Origin of the sequence: Chitinophaga flava (assembly GCF_003308995.1) — a bacterium.
Taxonomy (GTDB): domain Bacteria; phylum Bacteroidota; class Bacteroidia; order Chitinophagales; family Chitinophagaceae; genus Chitinophaga; species Chitinophaga flava.
The window spans coordinates 1,528,895-1,548,311 of sequence record NZ_QFFJ01000001.1 but is presented as its reverse complement, the minus strand read 5'-3'; the positions used below and the strand labels follow the sequence as shown (position 1 = coordinate 1,548,311).

Sequence of the window (19,417 nt, the reverse complement as noted above, 5' to 3'; positions counted from 1 at the left end):
TTATCTTTTATCTGCTCACTATCGAAACCTTTTTCAGTCCCCAGATAAGACCGGTAGTGATAGTAGTACATATAGATGGTGTAGAAAGCATGCTGGCTTTCATGGTCTGCAGAATCCCGCTATTCTTTCTTTTAAACCTTTTCCAGAGATCATTGCTATTGATACGCCTTTAATCCGGTATTGCATATGGCCTGTTTGTGCAGGGGAGAAGCACCATGTTAAAACAATGATCCCTGCTGTATGGGCGGTTTTGTGGGTTTCCTGGAAGAGGGAGTCGTTTTCCGGGTTGTTTTTTCCGGTGTATTTTTTTTCTTTTTTGTTACAGATGCCTGTTTTTTATTTTTTTGTGCGGGTGTTTTCTTCTGTTCTTTTGAATTGTATTTTGTGTTGATAACCTTTGAGGTTCCTTTGGTGAGTTTATCTTCTTCCAGACATTGAAGCAGACTTTCGGCAATATTTATCGCTTCCTGTTTTATATCTTCGTCTACATTAAAACGGATTCCCCCATATTTAAGGGATTCGTCAAACATAGCTTTGGTGGTGTTACTAAACCATACAGGAATGATGGATCCCTCTTCAAACCGTTCCCGGAAACTATCTGATTCAAATTTTGTCCAGATTTTCTGAGGATAGGATGTACTGAGCAGCGGAACCACATACCTGGCCTTTTTCTCATAAATGGGGCGCAGAAACTCTTCTACATTTTCTGCCAGGATTCTGTGCTGTTCGTTTTTGTCATAAAATACTGCTACCTGATTATAGGCGAGGTGATCGTATATATGTTCTGCCAGTTTGCGGTCTTCACCGGCAAAAGACAAGGCGAAATCATATTCATATTCAAGAGCTACGTTAATGTAACCTAATTCTTTGGCGAATTTTTCCCAGTACATATTCTTTAAGTAAAACATGAACTTGGGATCTTCTATAGTAAGTATCCTTGCATTGGCATCATAGTGAATCACATTGCTTATATCCGGGTTGTGGAGAATTAGCCGGGAAAGAAACTCCTTATCTACCACCTGTTTGACACTAATTTTGTGTTTAGGGTGTTGCCTTATAATATCGTCTATTTGTATGGTCCAGTCATCAGAACGGGACAGCCAGAAAAGCAGATGAAGGTAGGGGGCCCTGCCTTCTCTCCTTAGCCGGGAGCCTGAAGCAAAAGACTGGGCTAACGAATTATATATCCGTTTGAATTCCTCTATAACCTTCTCCAGAATTACATTGGCCTCAACGCGAAGGTGCTTGACAGTAGTTTGTTCTTCCAGGATATCTTCATAAATACAGAGCTCATTGCACAATAACTGAGCTATATGAAAGCTGCCTTTTGATAGCCGGATGATCTCTTCTTTTGCAGCTATTTTTATTTTTAAAGCAGTTTCACCATTACTGATAAGTTCTCTCACTTTATCCTCCGGGCTTTTCACCAATTTGATGGTGTCAATACGATTATTAAGATCTGGTGTTAGTTTGATCAGAGAATCACCGGCTTTGTTAATTCCCAGTAAAATCAATTTGTCGTTATCCCGTTCTTCGTCTGCCAGAATTTTCATGTAATTGGCAATAGCGTCTTTGGATTCCTGCGGTAGAATATGAAAGTCATCAATGATAACGATACCGTTATTTGCTTGTTGGGTTAGTTGATCGATTTTTTGCCGGTCTTCTGATTTTCGTGCAGATAGCATGGAAAATTTCCCTTTTATACGAAGCTCTTCGAGTACTTTTCGCACACAGGTGGTTTTGCCAATGCCTGAAGGCCCTTCCACAATAAGGCATCTGCCTTTAGTGCGCAATGAAACGAGTATATCGCCATATTTCGGCGGTTTAACAAATGTAGAATCTGGTATTCCTGATTTTTTGAAAACGTCTTCTAAGTTCTTCGTCCGCATAATTGCACTCTCTTTTTTTTAAAAAAAAACGAAGTCAGACGTAAAAAGTACTATCAAAACAATAAAAAGAGTTTCAGAATGGAATACTGATGTACAAAGAGTTTTAGTAATTTGCTGTCAAAGCAGTCCCTTTACCTGTATGAAAACAATGAGGCATTTTATCATCGGAGATATTCATGGTTGCTTTGATGAACTGATGATGTTGATCCAACAGATGGGCCTCACCGATGAAGATGTGTTGATCTCTCTGGGCGATATTATAGATCGCGGCAATAAATCAAAGGAAGTATACCATTTTTTTAGAAACAGGCCCGGCTCCCTGGTGCTGGCGGGCAACCATGAACGAAAACACGTGAATGGCGTATTGAACTATGCTCAGGAAATTGTGAAAGTTCAGCTGGGTGCGGAATATCCTGATTTTCTAAGCTGGGCAGGGCAGCTGGGATATTACTATGAAACCCCTGAGGCCATTATCGTACATGCTGCGCTGGAACATGATCTGCAGCTGAACGAACAGCGGGAAGATGTGCTCAGTGGCTCCACTGCAGGTGAAAGACATCTGGAGAAAAAATACCCGGAAGGTACTTACTGGACAGATTATTATACCGGAGAAAAACCGGTGATCTATGGGCACCACGTGGTAGGTGATCAACCGGTTATCCGAAACAATACCTATGGTATTGATACCGGCTGCTGTCATGGAGGTTATCTCACAGCGATAGAGCTGCCGGGATTTATTGTACATCAGGTAAAAAGCAGAGGTGATTACTGGAAGTCCCAGCAACAGGAATGGCAGGTGCCCGTACTGGCGGCCAAAGACTGGGCGAATATGGAGTGCACGGCTATACGAAAACAGCTGGAAAAGCTCGCCTATATCGAACAACCGGCCGTAAGGGAATTCCTGGGCAGACTGGAAAACAGCCTGCGTCAGCTCGAAGTATTATTGCCTGTACTAAAAAACAAACTTGATAATTTCGCGCAGGCATTGCTGGAAAACGGAGCAGAGGCTTTCAGCCGCGAAGCCAATAGTTACCCGTTTAAAACATTTCTTTTTAAAAGTAGAAACAATAACCTGAGATTGGAAGACCTGCAAAAAAGCCTGGGGACACCGGCCAAAATCAATCAGCTGGCGTCAGAACTGGGTGTAACACCGGTACCGTTTCCTCCTCAGTAACGCTAACAAGATGAAATATATCAGTGGATTAATTCTGATGCTGTGGGCACAGCAGGTATGCGCCCAGATGGCTCTGGTACAAGACAAGGACGGATATACGAATATCCGGAAGAATGCAGGCGTCTCACAAACCGTAATCGGCAAAGTGTTGGATGGCGATATTGTATATCTCCTGGAACCGGAAGGAGAATGGTATAATATCGATTATTATCACGAAGGAGAGATCAGTGGCGGGTTTATTCACCGGTCGAGGGTAAAAGTGATAGATGCCTTTGAGCAGATAACAGTGAAAGAGCAGACCGATAACCGTGCAGTGTTCCAGAAAGATTCGATCAGAGTGATGCTCACCGCAAAACCTTTTGTACTGAAGGATAACACCGTTCAGTATACGACTCATGACAACGTACGTTATGTGGACAAGATTAATCACCAGCCGTATTACGGTTCTGATGGCGGATTGCCTACCCGGCAGTATGGCAGCCTGCAGGTACAATACGGCAACAGGAATATTCCTGTGCCGGATTCCGCCATCCGTGGCCTGTATAATCCTAATATAAGGATGACAACAGTGAACTACGACCGGAAAAATGATCGTCTGTATATAACTGCTACCAACAGCGATGGGGCTGGTAGCTATGAGTTGTTATGGCTGTTTGAACATGGCATGTATACACGAAGAGTGATTTACTTCGGACTGTAAGAAGTGCTGAACGGAAAAAATCGGGACCTTTGTGCCGGACATAAAAGAACAGACGATGGAAATGAACGCGATCAAAGTATTACCTTATACAGAAGAATGGGCCAGCACTTTCCGGCAGCTGGCCGCTATCTATCAACAACATCTGGAAGGGCTGATCACTGGCATTGAACATGTGGGCAGCACCTCGGTGCCCGGACTGGCAGCTAAACCCATTATTGATATCGATCTGCTGATAAAAGAACCTTCACAACTGCCGCCGGTAGTGGCAGTGCTGGAAAAACTGGGTTATACCTGGAGAGGTGATCTGGGTATCCCCGGCCGTGATGCCTTTGGCAGGAATGCAGACACTACGCCAGATGATAGTAAAGAGACCGTATGGATGACGCATAATCTGTATGTGTGCCAGGAAGGCTGTATCAGTCTCAAAAATCATCTCCAGCTGAGGGACTTCCTGCGTCAGCATCCTGAGGCTGCGCAACAGTATGGTGCGCTGAAACAGGAGCTGGCGGTTAAGTATCCTTACGATATCGATCAATATATAGAAGGCAAAACAGCCTTTATTACAGGAATACTGGCACAAACCGGTTTACAGGAAGATGCGTTGCAGGACATCACTGCACGGAATAAGGCGGGAAAGTAGAAACCAGCCAGGCAATCCTCATGCGATCATTTTTCACTATAAAACAGCTAGTATGAGAACTTTATGCCTACTTTTAGCTTTCCTGTGCTCCTTTGCAGTTATGGGAAAGGCCCAGGACCTGCTCGGAGCCTGGAAATCGTCTTCCGGTGATGTGAACAGTATTCTGCTTATCACACCTGGTTATTTTTCCATCACTTCCTACCAGGACAAAAAATTTCTTTCCACCATGGGTGGCACCTGGAAAGCCCCCGATGAGGTATCTGTGAAAATAGAATTTAATACGGATGAACGTTCCCAGGTAGGTTGGGAAGGTGCTGTATCTGTCAGCAGTGAAAACGGCAAACTGATCACCACCCTGGGTGATGGCCTGAAGACAGAATGGTCCCGTGTAGACAACGGAGAGGGCTCACTGGCAGGCTACTGGCAGATCTCCGGCAGGGAACAGGATGGTAAAATGAATGAGATCAAACCAGGTGTACGTAAAACGATTAAAATCCTTAGCGGTACACGTTTTCAGTGGGTGGCCATTAATACAGAAACCGGTGAGTTCTTTGGTACCGGTGGTGGTACTTACGCTTTCGTAAATGGAGTGTACACAGAGAAGATTGATTTTTTCTCCAGAGATAACAGCCGTGTAGGTGCCACTCTGACCTTCAAAGGTAAAGTGGAGGGCAATGCCTGGGACCACAGCGGGTTAAGCTCCAAAGGAGAACCTATACACGAAGTATGGTCACGGTAAGGGACCAACGTTTTTGAGATAACATCTATGAAAAGAAACAGCCCGCATCAATCGATGCGGGCTGTTTCTTTTCATAGTATAAAATGACTACCATCCTATGCCATAATCTTCGCCGTGGTTGCTGCTGCCACCCCAGAGTGTACCATGGGCTCTGTCCAGGTAAATGGCATTGATTGGTCCGCTGGTGCGTTCTCCGAAGCTCAGGTGATAACCCATGCTCTCCAGTTGTTTACGCGTTTTTTCAGGCGTGTTATTATTCAACAGGATGCTGCCGGGCCTGGGCATGCGTTCACTGATTTTGCTGCCACCGAGCGATAACCATAACTGGTTGGTATTGATATTGGCCGCTTCTGTGGCTTGTTGTACAGTCATACCAAAATCAGCTACGTTGAGGAAGAACTGAAGCAGGTTCTGGTCCTGTGTGTCTCCACCCTGTACGGCAAAAGAAAGGAAGGGCTTACCATCTTTCAGGGCCATGGAAGGGGTGAGGGTTACACGGGGCCTTTTGCCGGGTGCAATCACATTAAACGGACAAATAGCGGAATCAAGTACAAAGCTTTGCAGGCGCTGGCTCATGCCTACGCCGGTTTTGCCGGCAATACAGGCTGGCAGCCATCCACCACTGGGAGTAATAGATACTACCCATCCGTCTTTATCGGCTGCCTCCACACTGGTGGTACCACGCCAGAGGCGGTCCTGGTAGGCGCTGTCTGCTGTATGTGCTGCATACAGGTTGTCCGGATTGGCTGGCACAGACAAGGTGGTAGCATCATGTTTAGGTACAAAGCCACCGGGTTTGCGGCCATTGGTGGTGTCCATATAAACTTTACGTTCTTCCAGAAAATGCAGGTAGGGATTAGTTTTCCCTATATATGGGTAAGGATCGCCGGGGCCTGCGGTAGCATCATTACGGGTCATGTCGATCTGTTTGGCGCGGGCTTTGGCGTAGTCTTTATTCAGCAGACCGTTGATAGCGCGGTTTTTGTTAAAATAAGGATCACCGTAATAAAAGTCGCGGTCGGCGAAGGTGAGGTTCATCGTCTGATAAAGTGTATGGATATACTGTGTGGAGTTGTATCCCATAGCTTTCAGATCGAAGTTTTCCAGGATGTTAAGGCTTTGCAGCAGCATAGGGCCTTGTGTCCATTCCTGCAGTTTGTATACTTCAATGCCGCGGTAGTTGACATGCAAAGGTTCTTCTTCGATAGGCTTCCAGCGGGCCAGGTCTTCCATCGTAATCAGACCTCCCTGTTCCTGGCAGCCGCGTACAAATTCACGGGCGATATCTCCTTTGTAGAAGCGGTCGTAAGCAGCCATGATAGCTTCTTTCCGGCTTTTATGTTTTTTAAGTGCTTCCTGTTCAGCTTCCACCATTTTAGTCAGTGTGGCCAGCAGATCTTTCTGAACAAACAGTTCTCCTGCTTCGGGTGCTTCCCTTTTTTCACCGGGATGGGTAAGGAAGACAGCTTTGCTGTAAGGCCACTCTTTGATATAACTTTTACCCCGCTCAATCATGTTGGCGGTTTGTGCTTCTATCGGATAGCCGGAAGCCATATCGATAGCCGGGGCCAGCACTTCTTTAAGACTCAGGGTGCCGTATTCGGCGAGCATGTGACAAAGGCCGCCCGGAGTACCAGGTGTAACTGCGGCCAGCGGGCCGAACTCGGGTGGGAAGTCATAACCTTTTGATTTAAAAAATTGCGGGGTGGCGCCGGTGGGAGCTACGCCCAATGCATTGATGGCAATCACTTTGCCGGTTTTGGGATTGTAGATGAGTGCCTGGGTTTCTCCTCCCCAGCTCAAAACATCCCACATAGTACAAGTGGCGGCCAGCATAGCGCAGGCTGCATCTACGGCATTACCACCTTTCTGGAAAATCATGGCGCCGGCGGTGGCAGCCAGCGGCTTGCCGGTAACGGCCATCCATTTTTTACCATGTAGTGGTGGTTTCTGTGTTTGTTGTGCCTGTAAGCCCTGATGAAGGGTACATGCCAGCAGTAGGAACAAAAAAAGCTGTCTCATAAAGCAAGTCTGATTTAGATGTTGGTCTCGGCCGGCACAGGATAGTGCAGCCGGAGGCCTAAAATAATAAAGTCTGCTTTAATACACCAGCACTACTACAGGTAAATTAAACGTGTGCGGCAGCCTGCAATACTTTTGCCGCCACAAGCAGCTGCCCGGTATGCCGCATGGTATGCTCTGCTGCATGAAACAACAACCCGATGACATTGGATGGCAGCTGTTTCCGGCCTACACCCCTGTAATCGGTCAGGGTGGCGGGATCTGTACGGGACAGCTGGACCAGTGCCTTGTCTATTTGCTGACTGAATGCATTAAGCAGAGAGCTGAGATCGCCAGTGTTGTTACTTTCTGCAGCCAGTTCTTCCAGTTGAGTGGCCGACAGCGGTTGCGCCAGTGCGTAAGTAAACAGGCGGTCGATCACGCCCCGCAGGTGTTTCAGGTGAAAGCCCGGTGAGGCTGTGTCGGCCGGCTTCTCCCATAATAAAACTTCCGGGAAACCGGTCATTGTAGTACGTACCTCGTCTCTGGCCTGCAACAGCGCATGGGCCACGGGTTGTAACAAAGCAGGGATTCCTTCCACAGGTCCCTGCATCCAGTATTCTATTGCCATAAAATTCGTTTATACTTCCTGTGCGTCATATACCACCACTCTTTCCCAGAGTGGGCCGTAGTTTTTTATAAAATCCAGATGGATAGGGTCCTCCTGGTAGGCAGCCTGTGCGGCCAGGTTAGGGAAAAATATCAGCTCTGATACAGCCCAGCTGGTATCTACCACATCTCTTTTTTCGGTGCCGGCTACTATGCCTACGTGCAGCTCGCCTACAGACTTAATACGGGACAGGGTTTTAATACCAGCCACCAGCTTGTCACGGTCTTCAACAGAACCGGGATTTTTGAGCCAGAACAACACATGATGCACAATAGGGTATTTATTACTGGCGGCTACAACGGGCATGGCCGCTACAGCGCTGCCAGCGCACAGAGCGGCAGCTGTCCCCAGAAATTTTCTTCTGCTGGAAGTTTTCATAAAACAGTAGGTTGAGACCCTGAAAATACTAAAGATCTGCGATTCATACCATAATCAGGCCCTTTCATCCCATTTTGCTGCGTGGCTGCCATTCAATGAGTAATATTGCTGTAAATAATCCCGCTTATGGACCAATTCAGGAAAATGGAATTTGGCATCGTATCAGGTATTTTCCTGTTGCTGATGTTTTCCCTGCTCTATCCCAGTGTTATCTACAATGTATTTGAGTTACAATCTATCTATGGGCATAAATTCAATCAGTATCATCAGGTGTTTGATTATTATATACATTACCTGCTGCCTGCACTGGCCCGTATTATCCTGGTATATGTCAGTTTCCTGCTGGTGAATTTTGTGATTGTTCCCCGTTTTCTGGAACGGAAAAAATGGTGGCCGGGTATTTTGTTACTGCTGGCAACTGCACTGGTTTTTTTTCTGGGGATGATGATCGCGAATTCTTATTACAACGGTTACCTGTTGGGAGTGTATCAGACAGTCAGAGGTGCACATATGCATTTTGCCAAATCGGCCTTTATTGGTACCGTCTTTTATGGGGTGTTGTATATGGTCTACTATATCCTGAAACAGACCTATTTTGAGCATTTACACCATTGGTTGACCCGTAATGTGCAATACCAGAAAATAGGCCGTGAAGTGTTGATTTTTACAGGCATTCTGGTGGGATTGTTGTGTCTTTTTTTCAGTGACTCGCGTGATCTTTTCTGGATTGTATTTTATTTCGGTCCGGTAGTCATTACAGTGTCTTTCATCCTTTTCTATAAAGTCATCCCGGAATTTCATCACGGACATCACAACAGAAGGGCATTGACCCGCGACATCGCACTCTTGGTGCTGGGCGCCAATATCCTTATGGGAATGATCGTCAGGGCTCTCCGTCATGGGTCTGGTAGCCGGGAAGCTGGTTTTATCGCTACAGGGGTGTTGATCTGTATCGGTATTATCCTTCCTGTCACCTGGTGGCTGTATCAGTCCAGACAAAAGCAGGTTTCTACCGTAAAAAGCCTGCGTACAGCACTGGGACATTCTACGGCCAATCTGGATTTTCTCAGGGCGCAGATCAACCCCCACTTTTTGTTTAATGCCCTCAATACTCTTTATGGTACTGCTTTACAGGAGGAAGCACCCCGCACCAGCGAAGGTATCCAGAAGCTGGGTGACATGATGCGTTTTATGTTGCACGATAATCATCTGGGGAAAATACCGCTGGACAAAGAAGTCGCTTACCTGCAGAACTATATTGACTTGCAACGGCTGCGTGTGCTCTCGACTCCTGATATTCAGATAGAAGTGAATATCGATGATAGTCAATGCCAGCATGATATTGCGCCGATGCTGCTGATACCTTTCGTGGAAAATGCCTTTAAACATGGTATCAGTCTGCGGCATCGTTCCCGTATTGTTATTTCGCTGAGTTGCAACAACCAACAGGTCTTCTTTGATGTTTACAACAGTGTGCATCCCCGTCCGGAAAACGATCCGGAGCGTGACAGCATGGGGATAGGGCTGAATAATGTGAAGGAACGGCTCGCGTTGTTATACCCCGACCGTCATGAGCTGAGTATACGGCATACGAACAATGAATTTTTTGTACACCTGACCATAGATGTAAAAGATTAATATGAAAACGAAAGAAGAGAAAATGGCCACCACGGCACCGGACGGAATGACCCGGTTTCTGTGGTGGCTGGCCGCGGCTGATGCGGACATATTGGCGGAATGCCGGACGGAAAAAGAAAGATACCGGATTGTAGGCCTGGCCGTTATGGTCACCTGGTTGTTTGCCACCCTGGCATGGGGATATTTTTTTTCCACCATTGTCAAAGATGACATGATCGTACTGGCACTGGCCTTGTTTTTTGGCTTTGCTATTTTGTGTATCGACAGAACACTGATTGCTGCGATGTCCAGAGGTAATGGTAACATCCGGATTATGCCGGTGATATTTCGTTTACTCCTGGCCGTTACTATCGGACTGTTTATTTCACAGCCGGTGGTGCTGATGTTGTTTAAGAAAGATATCACCGCTCAACTGGAGCTCAGCAAACAGACCAAACTGGACGCCTACCGTAAACAGCTGACAGCGCTCAATGCCGGTCAGCGTACCGATCTCCAGCAGGCGCTGGACAGAGGCCGGCAGCAGGTGCAGCAAAAGGAAAGCGACCTGAAATTTTATAAAGACGCCTATATCAAGGAAACCGACGGCACCGGCGGCAGCGGAAGGATAGGAGAGTCTTCGGTAGCACGTGTTAAAAAATCGGCTTACCTCAAAACAGAAGAAGAGCTGCAGTCACTACAACATTCCTGGGAACCTCAGGAACAGCAGCTGCAGGCTAAAATGGCCACCATGCGCAGCGCCGACAGCCTGAAGGAAGTCATTTACATGGGTACGCTCACGGATGGCTTCCTGGCGCAAACAGAAGCCCTGCACGAACTCACCGAACAACATCCTCCTATGCAGCAGCGGTACCGGCTCATCGTATTTATTATCACGCTGGTAGAGATCATGCCCCTGCTTAGTAAAGTAATGATGCCCCGGGGAGAATATGAAGAAAAGCTGGCCGGCGCCACTACCCAGGGCGTAGAAGCAGCCAGACTGGAAACCGCTGCCGGCAAGGAACTGCTGCAGCACTACCAAAATGCCGCCTTGGCCGAAGACAAGGCATTGGTAGATGAATTATTTGACAGCACCCGCCAGATGCGCCGTGCAGAAGCCGCCGCTGTGGTTAAAGAATGGCAGCGCCGGGAAAACAAACAGTACCGCAATTTATGGCAACAGGCCAAAGAGCTGCTACTGGGTAAGATTGTGTAAATCCCTATATTGCTAACAGGAAAATGTTGTGTTATGAAGCTTTCAGCTATTGCGATAGATGATGAACCCGTAGCATTGGCCGTGATAAAAAACCATGCGGCCATGGTCCCCTTTCTGGAAATAAAAGGCTTTTTCACCAATGCCTACGAGGCGATGGAGTTTCTGAGCAAGGAAAAAGTAGATCTGCTGTTTCTGGACATCAAAATGCCCGATATCTCAGGGCTGGATTTTATCTCCAGCCTGTCACAACCACCCATGACTATTTTTACCACCGCCTACTCCGAACATGCGGTGAAAAGTTTTGAGCTCGACGCAATAGACTATCTGCTGAAACCTTTTTCCCTGATCCGTTTTATCAAAGCCTGCAACAAAGCGCATAGCCTGTGGCAACTCAAGCAGCAGGGCCCGCAGCCTAAAGAAGCACCTGCATACATCTTCCTGAAAAGTGGATATGAGCAGTTCAAAATCATGCTGGAAGATGTCCTGTATCTGGAAAGCGCGGGCAACTATGTCAATTTTATCCTGAAAGATCGCCGGCTCATTTCACGGCTCTCCATGCAAGAGGCGGTAGATCTGTTACCTGCCGGCCTGTTTACCCGCGTGCACCGCTCCTACATTGTATCAAATGACAAAGTGGAGCGGGCAGACCGCACTTCCCTTTATATCCGGAATGTGCCTATTCCCATTGGTGCTGCCTATGGTGCTGCAGTAGATAATATCCTGAGTTCTTCAGCTGGGTAACTACTATTGAGCTTCCATTGCAGCCCCTCAGCAGCAGTGTCATTATTTCCGTTGGTGGGTTTCAGTGCTCCCTTGGCCTTCCCCGGATGCTTCCGGTACTACGCGTTGTAATTCCTATGCCCGGGTTTGGCCGTATTCACTCATTGTCAGACACTGCGTATGGCCACCCCGGCAATTCTCAATTCCCTTCAATTTTACCGCTCTTAATATTTATTTGTCAAAATAGACCGAAAGGTCTATTTTTAACCTATATGAGCAAAGCAGCAAAAACGAGACAGTTCATCATTGAAACAGCAGCTCCTATCTTTAATCAGAAAGGAGTGGCCGGCACAGCTATCAGTGATATCATGGAGGCTACAAGGTTGGCCAAGGGCGGGCTATACGGCAATTTCTCCTCCAAAGAGGAAATGGTACTCGATGTGTTTGACTACATCGCTGAGCAGGAGAAAAACCGGCTAAGGGCATTGACAGCCCAGGCAAGCACTGCTACAGGCAAGTTTGAAGCCATCTTCTCGTATTATGCCCGCTTTCCGCTCAACAGGGAGATCGCTGGTGGTTGTCCCATGCTCAACTTCGGCGTGGAAGCAGACGATACCAACCCTGACCTGAAAGAAAAAGTGAATGAGCTGATAGGCTACTTCCAGCACCGCATACGGCTGCTGGTGCAGTTTGGAAAAGATAACGGTGAGTTTAAAAAAGACTGGGATGAAGAAAGGTTTGCCATCCTGATGTTTACCATGCTGGAAGGGGCCATCTTTGTTACCAATATCACCAATAACAACAGGCAGATGCTGATAGTACTGGATTTTCTGAGAAAAGAAATTAAACATCACAGCAAGTGATTTTTTTTGGTCCCAATAATAAACCAATCGGTCTAAAAGATGCAACACCAGGTTTTACCCCTGTCATTACGGATGACAGCTTTTTTACTATCCGGCCTGAGCAAGCCATTTCCCGGGCTCACCGCGCGTTTGTTTTACCGCTTGTACTGTACTCCGCCCGGAACTAAAATGAGGAGCACCCATCAGGAGCTGCGTGACACGGCACATGCCGGTAATCTGACCGTTACCCGTTATGCTTTTGATGAACGGCCCATGAAGATTAATACCTACCGATGGGGTTCTTCTGATAAAAAGATATTACTGTTACATGGATGGGGTGGAAGCCCTTTTCATTTCAAACAACTGATCGGCACACTGGTGCAACAGGGCTATCAGGTGGTAGCCTATGATGCACCGGCACATGGCGGTTCCGACGGTAAACGCACCAATCTTGTACAATGGACACATGTGCTGGAGCAGGTGATGACACAGGAAGGGCCTCTATATGCCATCATCGGACATTCCCTCGGTGGCCTCAATGCTGCGCTCACCCTGTCCCGCAAAAAAGTACAGGTGCCCCGGCTGGTAATGCTTAGCTCCGCATTGAGTGCCCCGGTTTTTTTTAATGAAGCGCTGCGGCTTTTTAAGATCCATCCGGTAGTAATGCCTCCGCTGCAACAACTGATTCGTAAACGACTGAAGGAAGACCTGAATGAAATGGACCTTCATCGTTATATCAACCAGATTAAAGCGGGAAAGATTTTTATTGCTTATGATACTTCCGATACACTGGTAGATGAAAAAGAAATTACGGCTTTTGTGGAACAGTATCCTTCTATCCATGCCCTGCGCATCACCGGCGACGGACATTTCCGCATCATGCGCCAGGAGCCTGTAATACGCGGCGTTATGCAGTTCCTGGAAAGTGCATAAGATAAGCTGGTGGGGCCGGCATTTTTGATCGTGGATAATTTCCGGCAATAAACTTGCATTAGCTCTCTTAAAACAATATTTTAGAGACTGTAAGTTTAAAACCCACGTTATATGAGTAACACAAACAACCGCCGGCAGTTTCTGCGGCAAATGGGTATGTACACCATGGGCCTTGGCTTCCTGCCTTCTGTATTAGCCGCCTGCAATGAAGGTAAGTCTACCCGCAATGATAAGGATAGTACCGCTCAACCTTCCGCCGGCAACGAAACTGCCAAAGAACTGTTCTTTAAAATTTCGCTGGCTGAATGGTCTTTTCATAAAGCACTTTTCGCCAAAAAAATGAACCACCTTGATTTTGCTGTCAGAGCAAAAAATGAATTCGGCATCACCGGTGTGGAATATGTCAACCAGTTTTTTAAAGACAAAGCCAAAGACCAGGCTTACCTGGCCGAAATGAAAAAACGGGCCGATGATAATGGCGTGCGCAGTGTACTGATCATGTGCGATGGAGAAGGAGAGATGGGTGATCTGGATACCAAAAAGAGATTACAGGCTGTGGAAAACCACTACAAATGGGTGGAAGCAGCCCAGTACCTCGGTTGCCATGCTATCCGTGTCAACGCTGCCGGAGAAGGAAAGGCTGAAGAAGTAGCCAAAGCTGCCATTGAATCACTTACCAAACTGGCCACCTTCGGAAAGGAACATGGTATCAATGTGATCGTGGAAAATCATGGTAGTTATTCTTCTAATGGAAAATGGCTGGGTAACATCATGAAAACCGTGAACATGACCAACTGCGGCACTCTACCAGACCTGGGCAATTTTTGTATCAACAGAAGCAAGCCGGAAAATAATACTCCGGAAGCATGGGCTAAAACCACCTGCCTCGAAGAATATGATCGTTATGAAGGGGTAACGGAGCTGATGCCTTTTGCTAAAGGGGTAAGTGCAAAGACTTATGATTTTGATGCAGACGGTAATGAAACCACCATCGATTATAAACGGATGTTGCAGATTGTAAAAAATGCCGGTTATAAAGATGGTTACATCGGTATTGAGTACGAAGGAAACCGTTTATCAGAAGAAGAAGGGGTGAAGAAAACAAAAGAACTGCTACAGCGTTTGGGCGCGATTTAATACTTAAAACAATAAACGTAGCAAAACACAAGTACTATATGTGTTTTGCTACGTTTATTGTTTTATAAAAAGATAATTACTTAAACTGTGTTTTCAGGAAAGGCAGTACATGTGAGTAGGCATCTTTGGTAGCCTCACTGTTGTAAATAGGATTACTGGGATTAGCAAATGCGTGCTCAGCATCATAACGTTTAACCGTTAACGTTTTCCCGGCTTTCTTCATATCCTTCTCAAATTGATCAACAATCTGCGGGGTGATACCCTTATCCTTGTTGGCAAAAAGTCCCAGTACCGGACCATGTAATTTCTTCAGGGTTTCCACATCTTTTTCGGGCATACCGTAAAACATCACACAACCTACGTTTTGATTGCCGTTGATAAGGGCAGACTGTAAGGCAACACCACCGCCAAAGCACCAGCCCAGTGTTGCGATATGTGCCGGTTTGCCAGCATAGTCCCTGGCTCCTTCCATGACGGCTTTCAGTCTCTCCCTGGGAACAGACTGCATCATCTTGGAAGCTTCTTCGTTGTTAGTAGCAACCTTCTGATCATAGAGGTCTACAGCCAGCACATTTACGGTGCCACCCAGGTCGTTGTACAGCTTCTCAGATTCTTTTTTCACATAGTCATTCAAGCCGTACCATTCATGGAATACAAACAGGTATTTGTTGGATGGTTTCTGGGCTTTAAACAGAAAGCCATGCGCAGCAGTACCATCAGGAGTTTTGAATGTTACATTCGTTCCGGCGGTGCCTTGATAAGTATAAGGCAGCGGGTCTTTATGTGCCATCCTGAAATCTTCACGGTTGGCCAGTCCGGCAAATTCTGTGATAGCGTCTGTATGACAGCAGGGAGCTGTTTGCGCATACACCCCGAAGGCACATCCCAGGATGAGGAGCAATAAGGATAGTTTTTTCATAAATGGGCGCTTTTTTATAGGCTAATAAAAATACGAAAAAAATCCAGGTTCCCAGGGCTAAAGCCCTGGGCTATATTTGAAGAGAATGAGCGTCAGGCTCGTCATTAAAAAGACATCATGCTAAAAACATATCTCCATCTCATCCCCCCAACTCATCTTAAAAAAACATCACTTAAAAAAACAAACCTCCGTCCCAACCCATCCAATATAGCCCAGGGCTTCAGCCCTGGGGCCTAGAATATCAGCAACACTTTATTTTTATTGATTTTATATTTAAAATCCTGTTGGCTGCTCAGGTTGCTCAGCACATCATCGAGTGTGGCGTTATAGAAGGCTGCTTCTGTGATGGTGCGGGATTTGGAGGCATCGCCGCGCATTTCTACTTCTACGCCGAACCATTCTTCCAGGATGCGGGAAACGGCCATGGGGGTGGCATCTTTGATACGAAGGGTGTCGGAGAGCCAGGCTTCCAGTTCTTCGGGATGATAGGTTTCTTTTTCCATCAGGTCTATTTCTTTGTTGGCAAGTACCATTTGTCCGCGTTCGAGTATTTCCGGTTGGTTGTCGGTGGCGGAGTGATAGGATTTGCCTATGCGGCAGGTGCCGGTGAGCTGGTAGAAAGTAGCGCCTTGCTGACTGGAAAAGCCTCGCATTCTAAAGGAGGTGCCCAGTACGGCGGCGCGAAGAATATGACTGGTGACGGTAAAGCTGTCTTTGCCGGGTTTTACATCAAAAAAAGCGTCTCCATCGAGGATAACGGCCCGGTTGCTTGGTGCATAGTTTACGGGTACGCGAAGGGTGGAGGCGGAGTTAAGGATGACAACAGAGCTGTCGGGTAATGTTATGCGGGTGCGGCGGCCTGTCTCGCCCTGATGCAGCAGGTATTGTACCCCTGGTACTTCCAGGTTGACAGCAGTGATGGCTTCTGGCTTTGCTGGCTCTTTAAGTTTCCAGGTGAGCAGTACAACAGCTCCTGTAATCACTAAAAGCAGCACATAAAGCCATCCGCGGGAATTTCTGCTTGCATCAGATTTAAATAGCATATTCCGGTATTTTTGTATTTAACAGAAAAAATCTAAAAGTAATCAAAATTAAGTGGAGCCTGGTTTTCATCTGTAACAATTTCTGTGAAACAAAAGACAATATCGGTTTATGCTGTTAAAAAGATATGCTGATATTATAATGTTTTTTGTTTAGAATCAAGGCGCACCCTAACTTTGCGCCTCATGGAAAAGCAGCTAACTTTATCATTCGATAATACGGCTATTGCGTTTGAGGCAAAGACCGATAAAGCATTAAAAAAAGCCAACTTTCTCTTCAGTAATATCGGAAAGCCGTGGCTGGTGAAAATGGGTGCAACGTTTACTCCGTTGGCTTTTAAATTAGGATTACCTATCAAGGGAATCATAAAGAATACTATTTTCTCGCAGTTCTGTGGTGGTGAAACATTGGAAGAAGCTGCACATACAGCTTTGCAACTGGGCAACTACCATGTGGGCGTTGTGCTGGACTACGGTGTGGAAGCGATGGAAGGAGAAGAAAGTTATGATAACGCGGTACCGGAATTTATCCGCGCTATCCAATATGCTGCCAGCAAACCTGACATTCCTTTTATAGCCATTAAAATAACTGGTTTTGCCCGCTTTGAATTACTGGAAAAAGTACAGAGTGGTGAAACCCTTACCACACAGGAACAACAGGAATATACAAGAGTACGTTCCCGTGTACACTCCATTGCGGAAGCGGCTGCACAATACAAGATAGGTCTGCTCATCGATGCGGAAGAAACCTGGATACAACAGCCGGTGGATGATCTCACTGATGAGATGATGTCACTGTTCAACCGCAAGGATGTGATTGTATACAATACCTTCCAGATGTACTGCCACGACCGTTACCCTTTTCTGCGCAAATCTCTGGAGAAGGCGGAGAAAGAAGGTTATCTGCTGGGTGCCAAACTCGTAAGAGGCGCCTATATGGAAAAGGAGAACAAACGTGCTGCTGAAAATAATTACCCTACTCCGATACAGCCCAGCAAAGAAGCTACAGACAAGGACTACAACGCTGCGGTACAGTTCTGCCTGGAAAACATCGAGAAACTCGGCGTATTCATTGGTACACACAACGAAGACAGCTGCATGCGTGCTGCCCGTACCATGGACGCGAAAAATATTCCGCACAGCCATCCGCATGTGAGCTTCTCTCAGCTGTTGGGTATGAGCGATAATATCACCTTCAACCTGGCACATGCCGGCTATACTGTTACTAAATATCTTCCGTATGGTCCTGTAAAAGACGTAATGCCTTACCTCATCCGCAGAGCGCAGGAAAACACTTCCATCGCCGGTCAGATGGGGCGCGAACTGGGCCTGATCAGGAAAGAACTGAAACGTAGAGGAATATAAGATCAGAATAAATATTACTGTAGATAAACAAAGAACCCATCGACACAATGTCGATGGGTTCTTTGTTGGTATTAATTCGCTTTTATCTCCGCTCCATCAGGAGCATCATCCATCATTGGTTCGTTTCACTCATCGGTATTGGATATCTTGACCAGATATCATCATCTGGTCTGTCTATCGGCAATGTGTTGAGCAGGTTATATCTGCGCAGGTCTATCCAGCGGTGACCTTCCATAAACAGGGAGTAACGGCGATTATAGAGCAGCTCTGTAATTAAGGCTGCCTGTGTGGATGCTCCTCCGTAGACAGGCAGGCTATGTGCCACCCGTATTTTGTTGAGGGCCACGGTAGCATCGGGTATCTGACCCAGCTGTATTTTGGCTTCTGCATAAAGCAGTATCAGTTCTTCATTCCGGATGATGGAAATAGGGGCACTCAGGCTGGGCCACAGTGTCAGATCGCGGTTGCCGGAAAGGCCGCTGCTACTGGCGGGAGCGATGCGCACAGCTGTTTTGTTGATGCGGTCATCTACGAAAAGGATGTCTGTCGCAAAACTGGGATGTGCGACCCGCACCTCCCCTGTAGCATTGGGCTGGAGATACATCGGGTTGGACAGGTCTCCTCCGTTGGTGGAGAAAGCATTGTTAACGCCGATGGTGAATGAACCATTGAGATCAAAGAAAGACTCACCGAGGGCTGTCAGTGCAGAGGCCCAGTTTTTACGATATACATGTACCCTGGCGGCGATGGCGCGGTTGAATTTAATCAGCCCTGCAGCATCTTTAAAGCCGGTAAAACCGTCTGAAAGGGGGAAGATCACTTCTGATCCGGTGAGATCTGCTTTACCCGCATCCAGGAACTTGAGCACGGAATCCAGTACCACGCCCGGGTTAGTAATGATGGGGCCCAGATTGGCATTGTCAGCTACGGGTATCCTGGCACCGTTGGAGTCTGTCATGTTGATGTTCAGCAGCAGCTGGTAGCCGATCAGCGTTTCTGCAAAGCCTTTGAAGGCTTTTTTCTGTGCATCGGTAGCCACTTCGTTGCGGGTGGTTTTAAGCGCTTCCATCAGGATGAAGCACTGGCGCGCCACCTGGTAGCGGGCAGCAAAAGGGTTGGTGATGTAAAAGGTGTTGTTGTCCAGCGTTTTGGTACCACCACCCAGCATATCTGTAGTCCATCGTGGTTCAGATCCGGCAAAACGGTACTCCTCACGGCCCAGTACACCGAGTCCGTCAAGGTAAGTGCCCATGTTGTTACGCAGGCCTGATTCGGCACCGGTAACAAGGTTGAACAGGTCACTTTTGCTGGGGTTGACTACGATACCACCTACTACCGGCGTATTCAGACTGTTGATCTCTCCTTTCTGGCAGGCGCTGACAGTAAGCAGCAGCCCTGAAATATATACAATAAGCTTTTTCATGTTTTACAGTTTTGATG

At 46.9% G+C, this 19,417-nt stretch carries 18 protein-coding genes; 11 read left to right on the top strand and 7 right to left on the bottom strand.

Annotated features, from left to right (window positions below; translation table 11 throughout):
- Nucleotides 1-218: 218 nt before the first annotated feature.
- Nucleotides 219-1,889: a TIR domain-containing protein gene (locus DF182_RS06115; protein ID WP_113614775.1), complete on the bottom strand. Its 1,671-nt coding sequence runs from the start codon at nt 1,887-1,889 to the stop codon at nt 219-221.
- 139 nt (nt 1,890-2,028) lie between these two features.
- On the opposite strand from DF182_RS06115, the gene DF182_RS06110 reads away from it, so the two are divergent.
- Genes DF182_RS06110 through DF182_RS06095 form a run of 4 tightly spaced genes read left to right on the top strand, consistent with a single transcriptional unit; the run spans nt 2,029 to nt 5,142 of the window.
- A complete protein-coding gene (locus tag DF182_RS06110) occupies nt 2,029-3,063 on the top strand; it encodes a metallophosphoesterase (RefSeq protein ID WP_245957381.1) in 1,035 nt (344 codons plus the stop codon).
- Nucleotides 3,064-3,073: 10 nt separating this feature from the next.
- Nucleotides 3,074-3,763 carry an SH3 domain-containing protein gene (locus DF182_RS06105; protein ID WP_113614773.1) on the top strand — a complete coding sequence of 230 codons (690 nt, stop codon included), beginning with the start codon at nt 3,074-3,076 and terminating at the stop codon, nt 3,761-3,763.
- Nucleotides 3,764-3,794: 31 nt separating this feature from the next.
- A complete protein-coding gene (locus DF182_RS06100; protein ID WP_211327060.1) occupies nt 3,795-4,403 on the top strand; it encodes a GrpB family protein in 609 nt (202 codons plus the stop codon).
- A gap of 52 nt (nt 4,404-4,455) precedes the next feature.
- Entirely contained in the window at nt 4,456-5,142 is a 687-nt protein-coding gene (locus tag DF182_RS06095) for a membrane or secreted protein (RefSeq protein WP_147243358.1), read from the top strand.
- 87 nt (nt 5,143-5,229) lie between these two features.
- Here DF182_RS06095 and DF182_RS06090 read toward each other — a convergent pair whose 3' ends face one another.
- The 3 genes from DF182_RS06090 to DF182_RS06080 all read right to left on the bottom strand — a co-directional run bounded on the left by DF182_RS06090 (nt 5,230) and on the right by DF182_RS06080 (nt 8,191).
- The gene (locus tag DF182_RS06090) at nt 5,230-7,164 is read right to left on the bottom strand and encodes a gamma-glutamyltransferase family protein (protein ID WP_113614770.1); all 1,935 of its coding nucleotides are present in this window, start codon (nt 7,162-7,164) and stop codon (nt 5,230-5,232) included.
- Between the two features lie 106 nt (nt 7,165-7,270).
- On the bottom strand, nt 7,271-7,774 hold the full coding sequence (locus DF182_RS06085) for a DinB family protein (protein ID WP_113614769.1): 504 nt from the start codon (nt 7,772-7,774) through the stop codon (nt 7,271-7,273).
- A gap of 9 nt (nt 7,775-7,783) precedes the next feature.
- Nucleotides 7,784-8,191 carry a Dabb family protein gene (locus tag DF182_RS06080; protein WP_113614768.1) on the bottom strand — a complete coding sequence of 136 codons (408 nt, stop codon included), beginning with the start codon at nt 8,189-8,191 and terminating at the stop codon, nt 7,784-7,786.
- 126 nt (nt 8,192-8,317) lie between these two features.
- Between DF182_RS06080 and DF182_RS06075 the strand changes: the two genes are divergently transcribed.
- The 6 genes from DF182_RS06075 (at nt 8,318) to DF182_RS06050 (ending at nt 14,653) form a co-directional block, all read left to right on the top strand.
- Nucleotides 8,318-9,829, top strand: coding sequence for a sensor histidine kinase (locus DF182_RS06075; RefSeq protein ID WP_245957380.1), 1,512 nt, complete (start codon nt 8,318-8,320; stop codon nt 9,827-9,829).
- A 1-nt stretch (nt 9,830) separates the two neighbouring features.
- Nucleotides 9,831-11,021 (top strand): DUF4407 domain-containing protein, encoded by a 1,191-nt coding sequence (locus DF182_RS06070; RefSeq protein ID WP_113614767.1) that lies wholly within the window; start codon nt 9,831-9,833, stop codon nt 11,019-11,021.
- 33 nt (nt 11,022-11,054) lie between these two features.
- Nucleotides 11,055-11,762, top strand: a complete 708-nt coding sequence (locus tag DF182_RS06065; RefSeq protein WP_113614766.1) for a LytR/AlgR family response regulator transcription factor — start codon at nt 11,055-11,057, stop codon at nt 11,760-11,762.
- Nucleotides 11,763-12,013: 251 nt separating this feature from the next.
- Nucleotides 12,014-12,604 (top strand): TetR/AcrR family transcriptional regulator, encoded by a 591-nt coding sequence (locus DF182_RS06060; RefSeq protein WP_161964073.1) that lies wholly within the window; start codon nt 12,014-12,016, stop codon nt 12,602-12,604.
- Nucleotides 12,605-12,643: 39 nt separating this feature from the next.
- Nucleotides 12,644-13,516 carry an alpha/beta hydrolase gene (locus DF182_RS06055; RefSeq protein ID WP_113614764.1) on the top strand — a complete coding sequence of 291 codons (873 nt, stop codon included), beginning with the start codon at nt 12,644-12,646 and terminating at the stop codon, nt 13,514-13,516.
- Between the two features lie 111 nt (nt 13,517-13,627).
- A complete protein-coding gene (locus DF182_RS06050; RefSeq protein WP_113614763.1) occupies nt 13,628-14,653 on the top strand; it encodes a sugar phosphate isomerase/epimerase family protein in 1,026 nt (341 codons plus the stop codon).
- Nucleotides 14,654-14,729: 76 nt separating this feature from the next.
- Here DF182_RS06050 and DF182_RS06045 read toward each other — a convergent pair whose 3' ends face one another.
- Nucleotides 14,730-15,572 carry a dienelactone hydrolase family protein gene (locus tag DF182_RS06045; protein ID WP_113614762.1) on the bottom strand — a complete coding sequence of 281 codons (843 nt, stop codon included), beginning with the start codon at nt 15,570-15,572 and terminating at the stop codon, nt 14,730-14,732.
- Between the two features lie 233 nt (nt 15,573-15,805).
- On the bottom strand, nt 15,806-16,615 hold the full coding sequence (locus DF182_RS06040; protein ID WP_113614761.1) for a FecR family protein: 810 nt from the start codon (nt 16,613-16,615) through the stop codon (nt 15,806-15,808).
- Between the two features lie 183 nt (nt 16,616-16,798).
- Between DF182_RS06040 and DF182_RS06035 the strand changes: the two genes are divergently transcribed.
- On the top strand, nt 16,799-17,977 hold the full coding sequence (locus DF182_RS06035; protein ID WP_113614760.1) for a proline dehydrogenase family protein: 1,179 nt from the start codon (nt 16,799-16,801) through the stop codon (nt 17,975-17,977).
- A gap of 112 nt (nt 17,978-18,089) precedes the next feature.
- On the opposite strand, the gene DF182_RS06030 is transcribed toward DF182_RS06035, so the two are convergent.
- The gene (locus DF182_RS06030; RefSeq protein ID WP_113614759.1) at nt 18,090-19,400 is read right to left on the bottom strand and encodes a RagB/SusD family nutrient uptake outer membrane protein; all 1,311 of its coding nucleotides are present in this window, start codon (nt 19,398-19,400) and stop codon (nt 18,090-18,092) included.
- Between the last annotated feature and the right edge of the window lie 17 nt (nt 19,401-19,417).

What these genes read in the sequence shown, in the direction of transcription:
- DF182_RS06115 (WP_113614775.1), bottom strand. Translation starts at nt 1,889, where the DNA reads ATGCGGACGAAGAACTTAGAAGACGTTTTCAAAAAATCAGGAATACCA.
- DF182_RS06110 (WP_245957381.1), top strand. Translation starts at nt 2,029, where the DNA reads ATGAAAACAATGAGGCATTTTATCATCGGAGATATTCATGGTTGCTTT.
- DF182_RS06105 (WP_113614773.1), top strand. Translation starts at nt 3,074, where the DNA reads ATGAAATATATCAGTGGATTAATTCTGATGCTGTGGGCACAGCAGGTA.
- DF182_RS06095 (WP_147243358.1), top strand. Translation starts at nt 4,456, where the DNA reads ATGAGAACTTTATGCCTACTTTTAGCTTTCCTGTGCTCCTTTGCAGTT.
- DF182_RS06090 (WP_113614770.1), bottom strand. Translation starts at nt 7,164, where the DNA reads ATGAGACAGCTTTTTTTGTTCCTACTGCTGGCATGTACCCTTCATCAG.
- DF182_RS06085 (WP_113614769.1), bottom strand. Translation starts at nt 7,774, where the DNA reads ATGGCAATAGAATACTGGATGCAGGGACCTGTGGAAGGAATCCCTGCT.
- DF182_RS06080 (WP_113614768.1), bottom strand. Translation starts at nt 8,191, where the DNA reads ATGAAAACTTCCAGCAGAAGAAAATTTCTGGGGACAGCTGCCGCTCTG.
- DF182_RS06075 (WP_245957380.1), top strand. Translation starts at nt 8,318, where the DNA reads ATGGACCAATTCAGGAAAATGGAATTTGGCATCGTATCAGGTATTTTC.
- DF182_RS06070 (WP_113614767.1), top strand. Translation starts at nt 9,831, where the DNA reads ATGAAAACGAAAGAAGAGAAAATGGCCACCACGGCACCGGACGGAATG.
- DF182_RS06065 (WP_113614766.1), top strand. Translation starts at nt 11,055, where the DNA reads ATGAAGCTTTCAGCTATTGCGATAGATGATGAACCCGTAGCATTGGCC.
- DF182_RS06060 (WP_161964073.1), top strand. Translation starts at nt 12,014, where the DNA reads ATGAGCAAAGCAGCAAAAACGAGACAGTTCATCATTGAAACAGCAGCT.
- DF182_RS06055 (WP_113614764.1), top strand. Translation starts at nt 12,644, where the DNA reads ATGCAACACCAGGTTTTACCCCTGTCATTACGGATGACAGCTTTTTTA.
- DF182_RS06050 (WP_113614763.1), top strand. Translation starts at nt 13,628, where the DNA reads ATGAGTAACACAAACAACCGCCGGCAGTTTCTGCGGCAAATGGGTATG.
- DF182_RS06045 (WP_113614762.1), bottom strand. Translation starts at nt 15,572, where the DNA reads ATGAAAAAACTATCCTTATTGCTCCTCATCCTGGGATGTGCCTTCGGG.
- DF182_RS06040 (WP_113614761.1), bottom strand. Translation starts at nt 16,615, where the DNA reads ATGCTATTTAAATCTGATGCAAGCAGAAATTCCCGCGGATGGCTTTAT.
- DF182_RS06035 (WP_113614760.1), top strand. Translation starts at nt 16,799, where the DNA reads ATGGAAAAGCAGCTAACTTTATCATTCGATAATACGGCTATTGCGTTT.
- DF182_RS06030 (WP_113614759.1), bottom strand. Translation starts at nt 19,400, where the DNA reads ATGAAAAAGCTTATTGTATATATTTCAGGGCTGCTGCTTACTGTCAGC.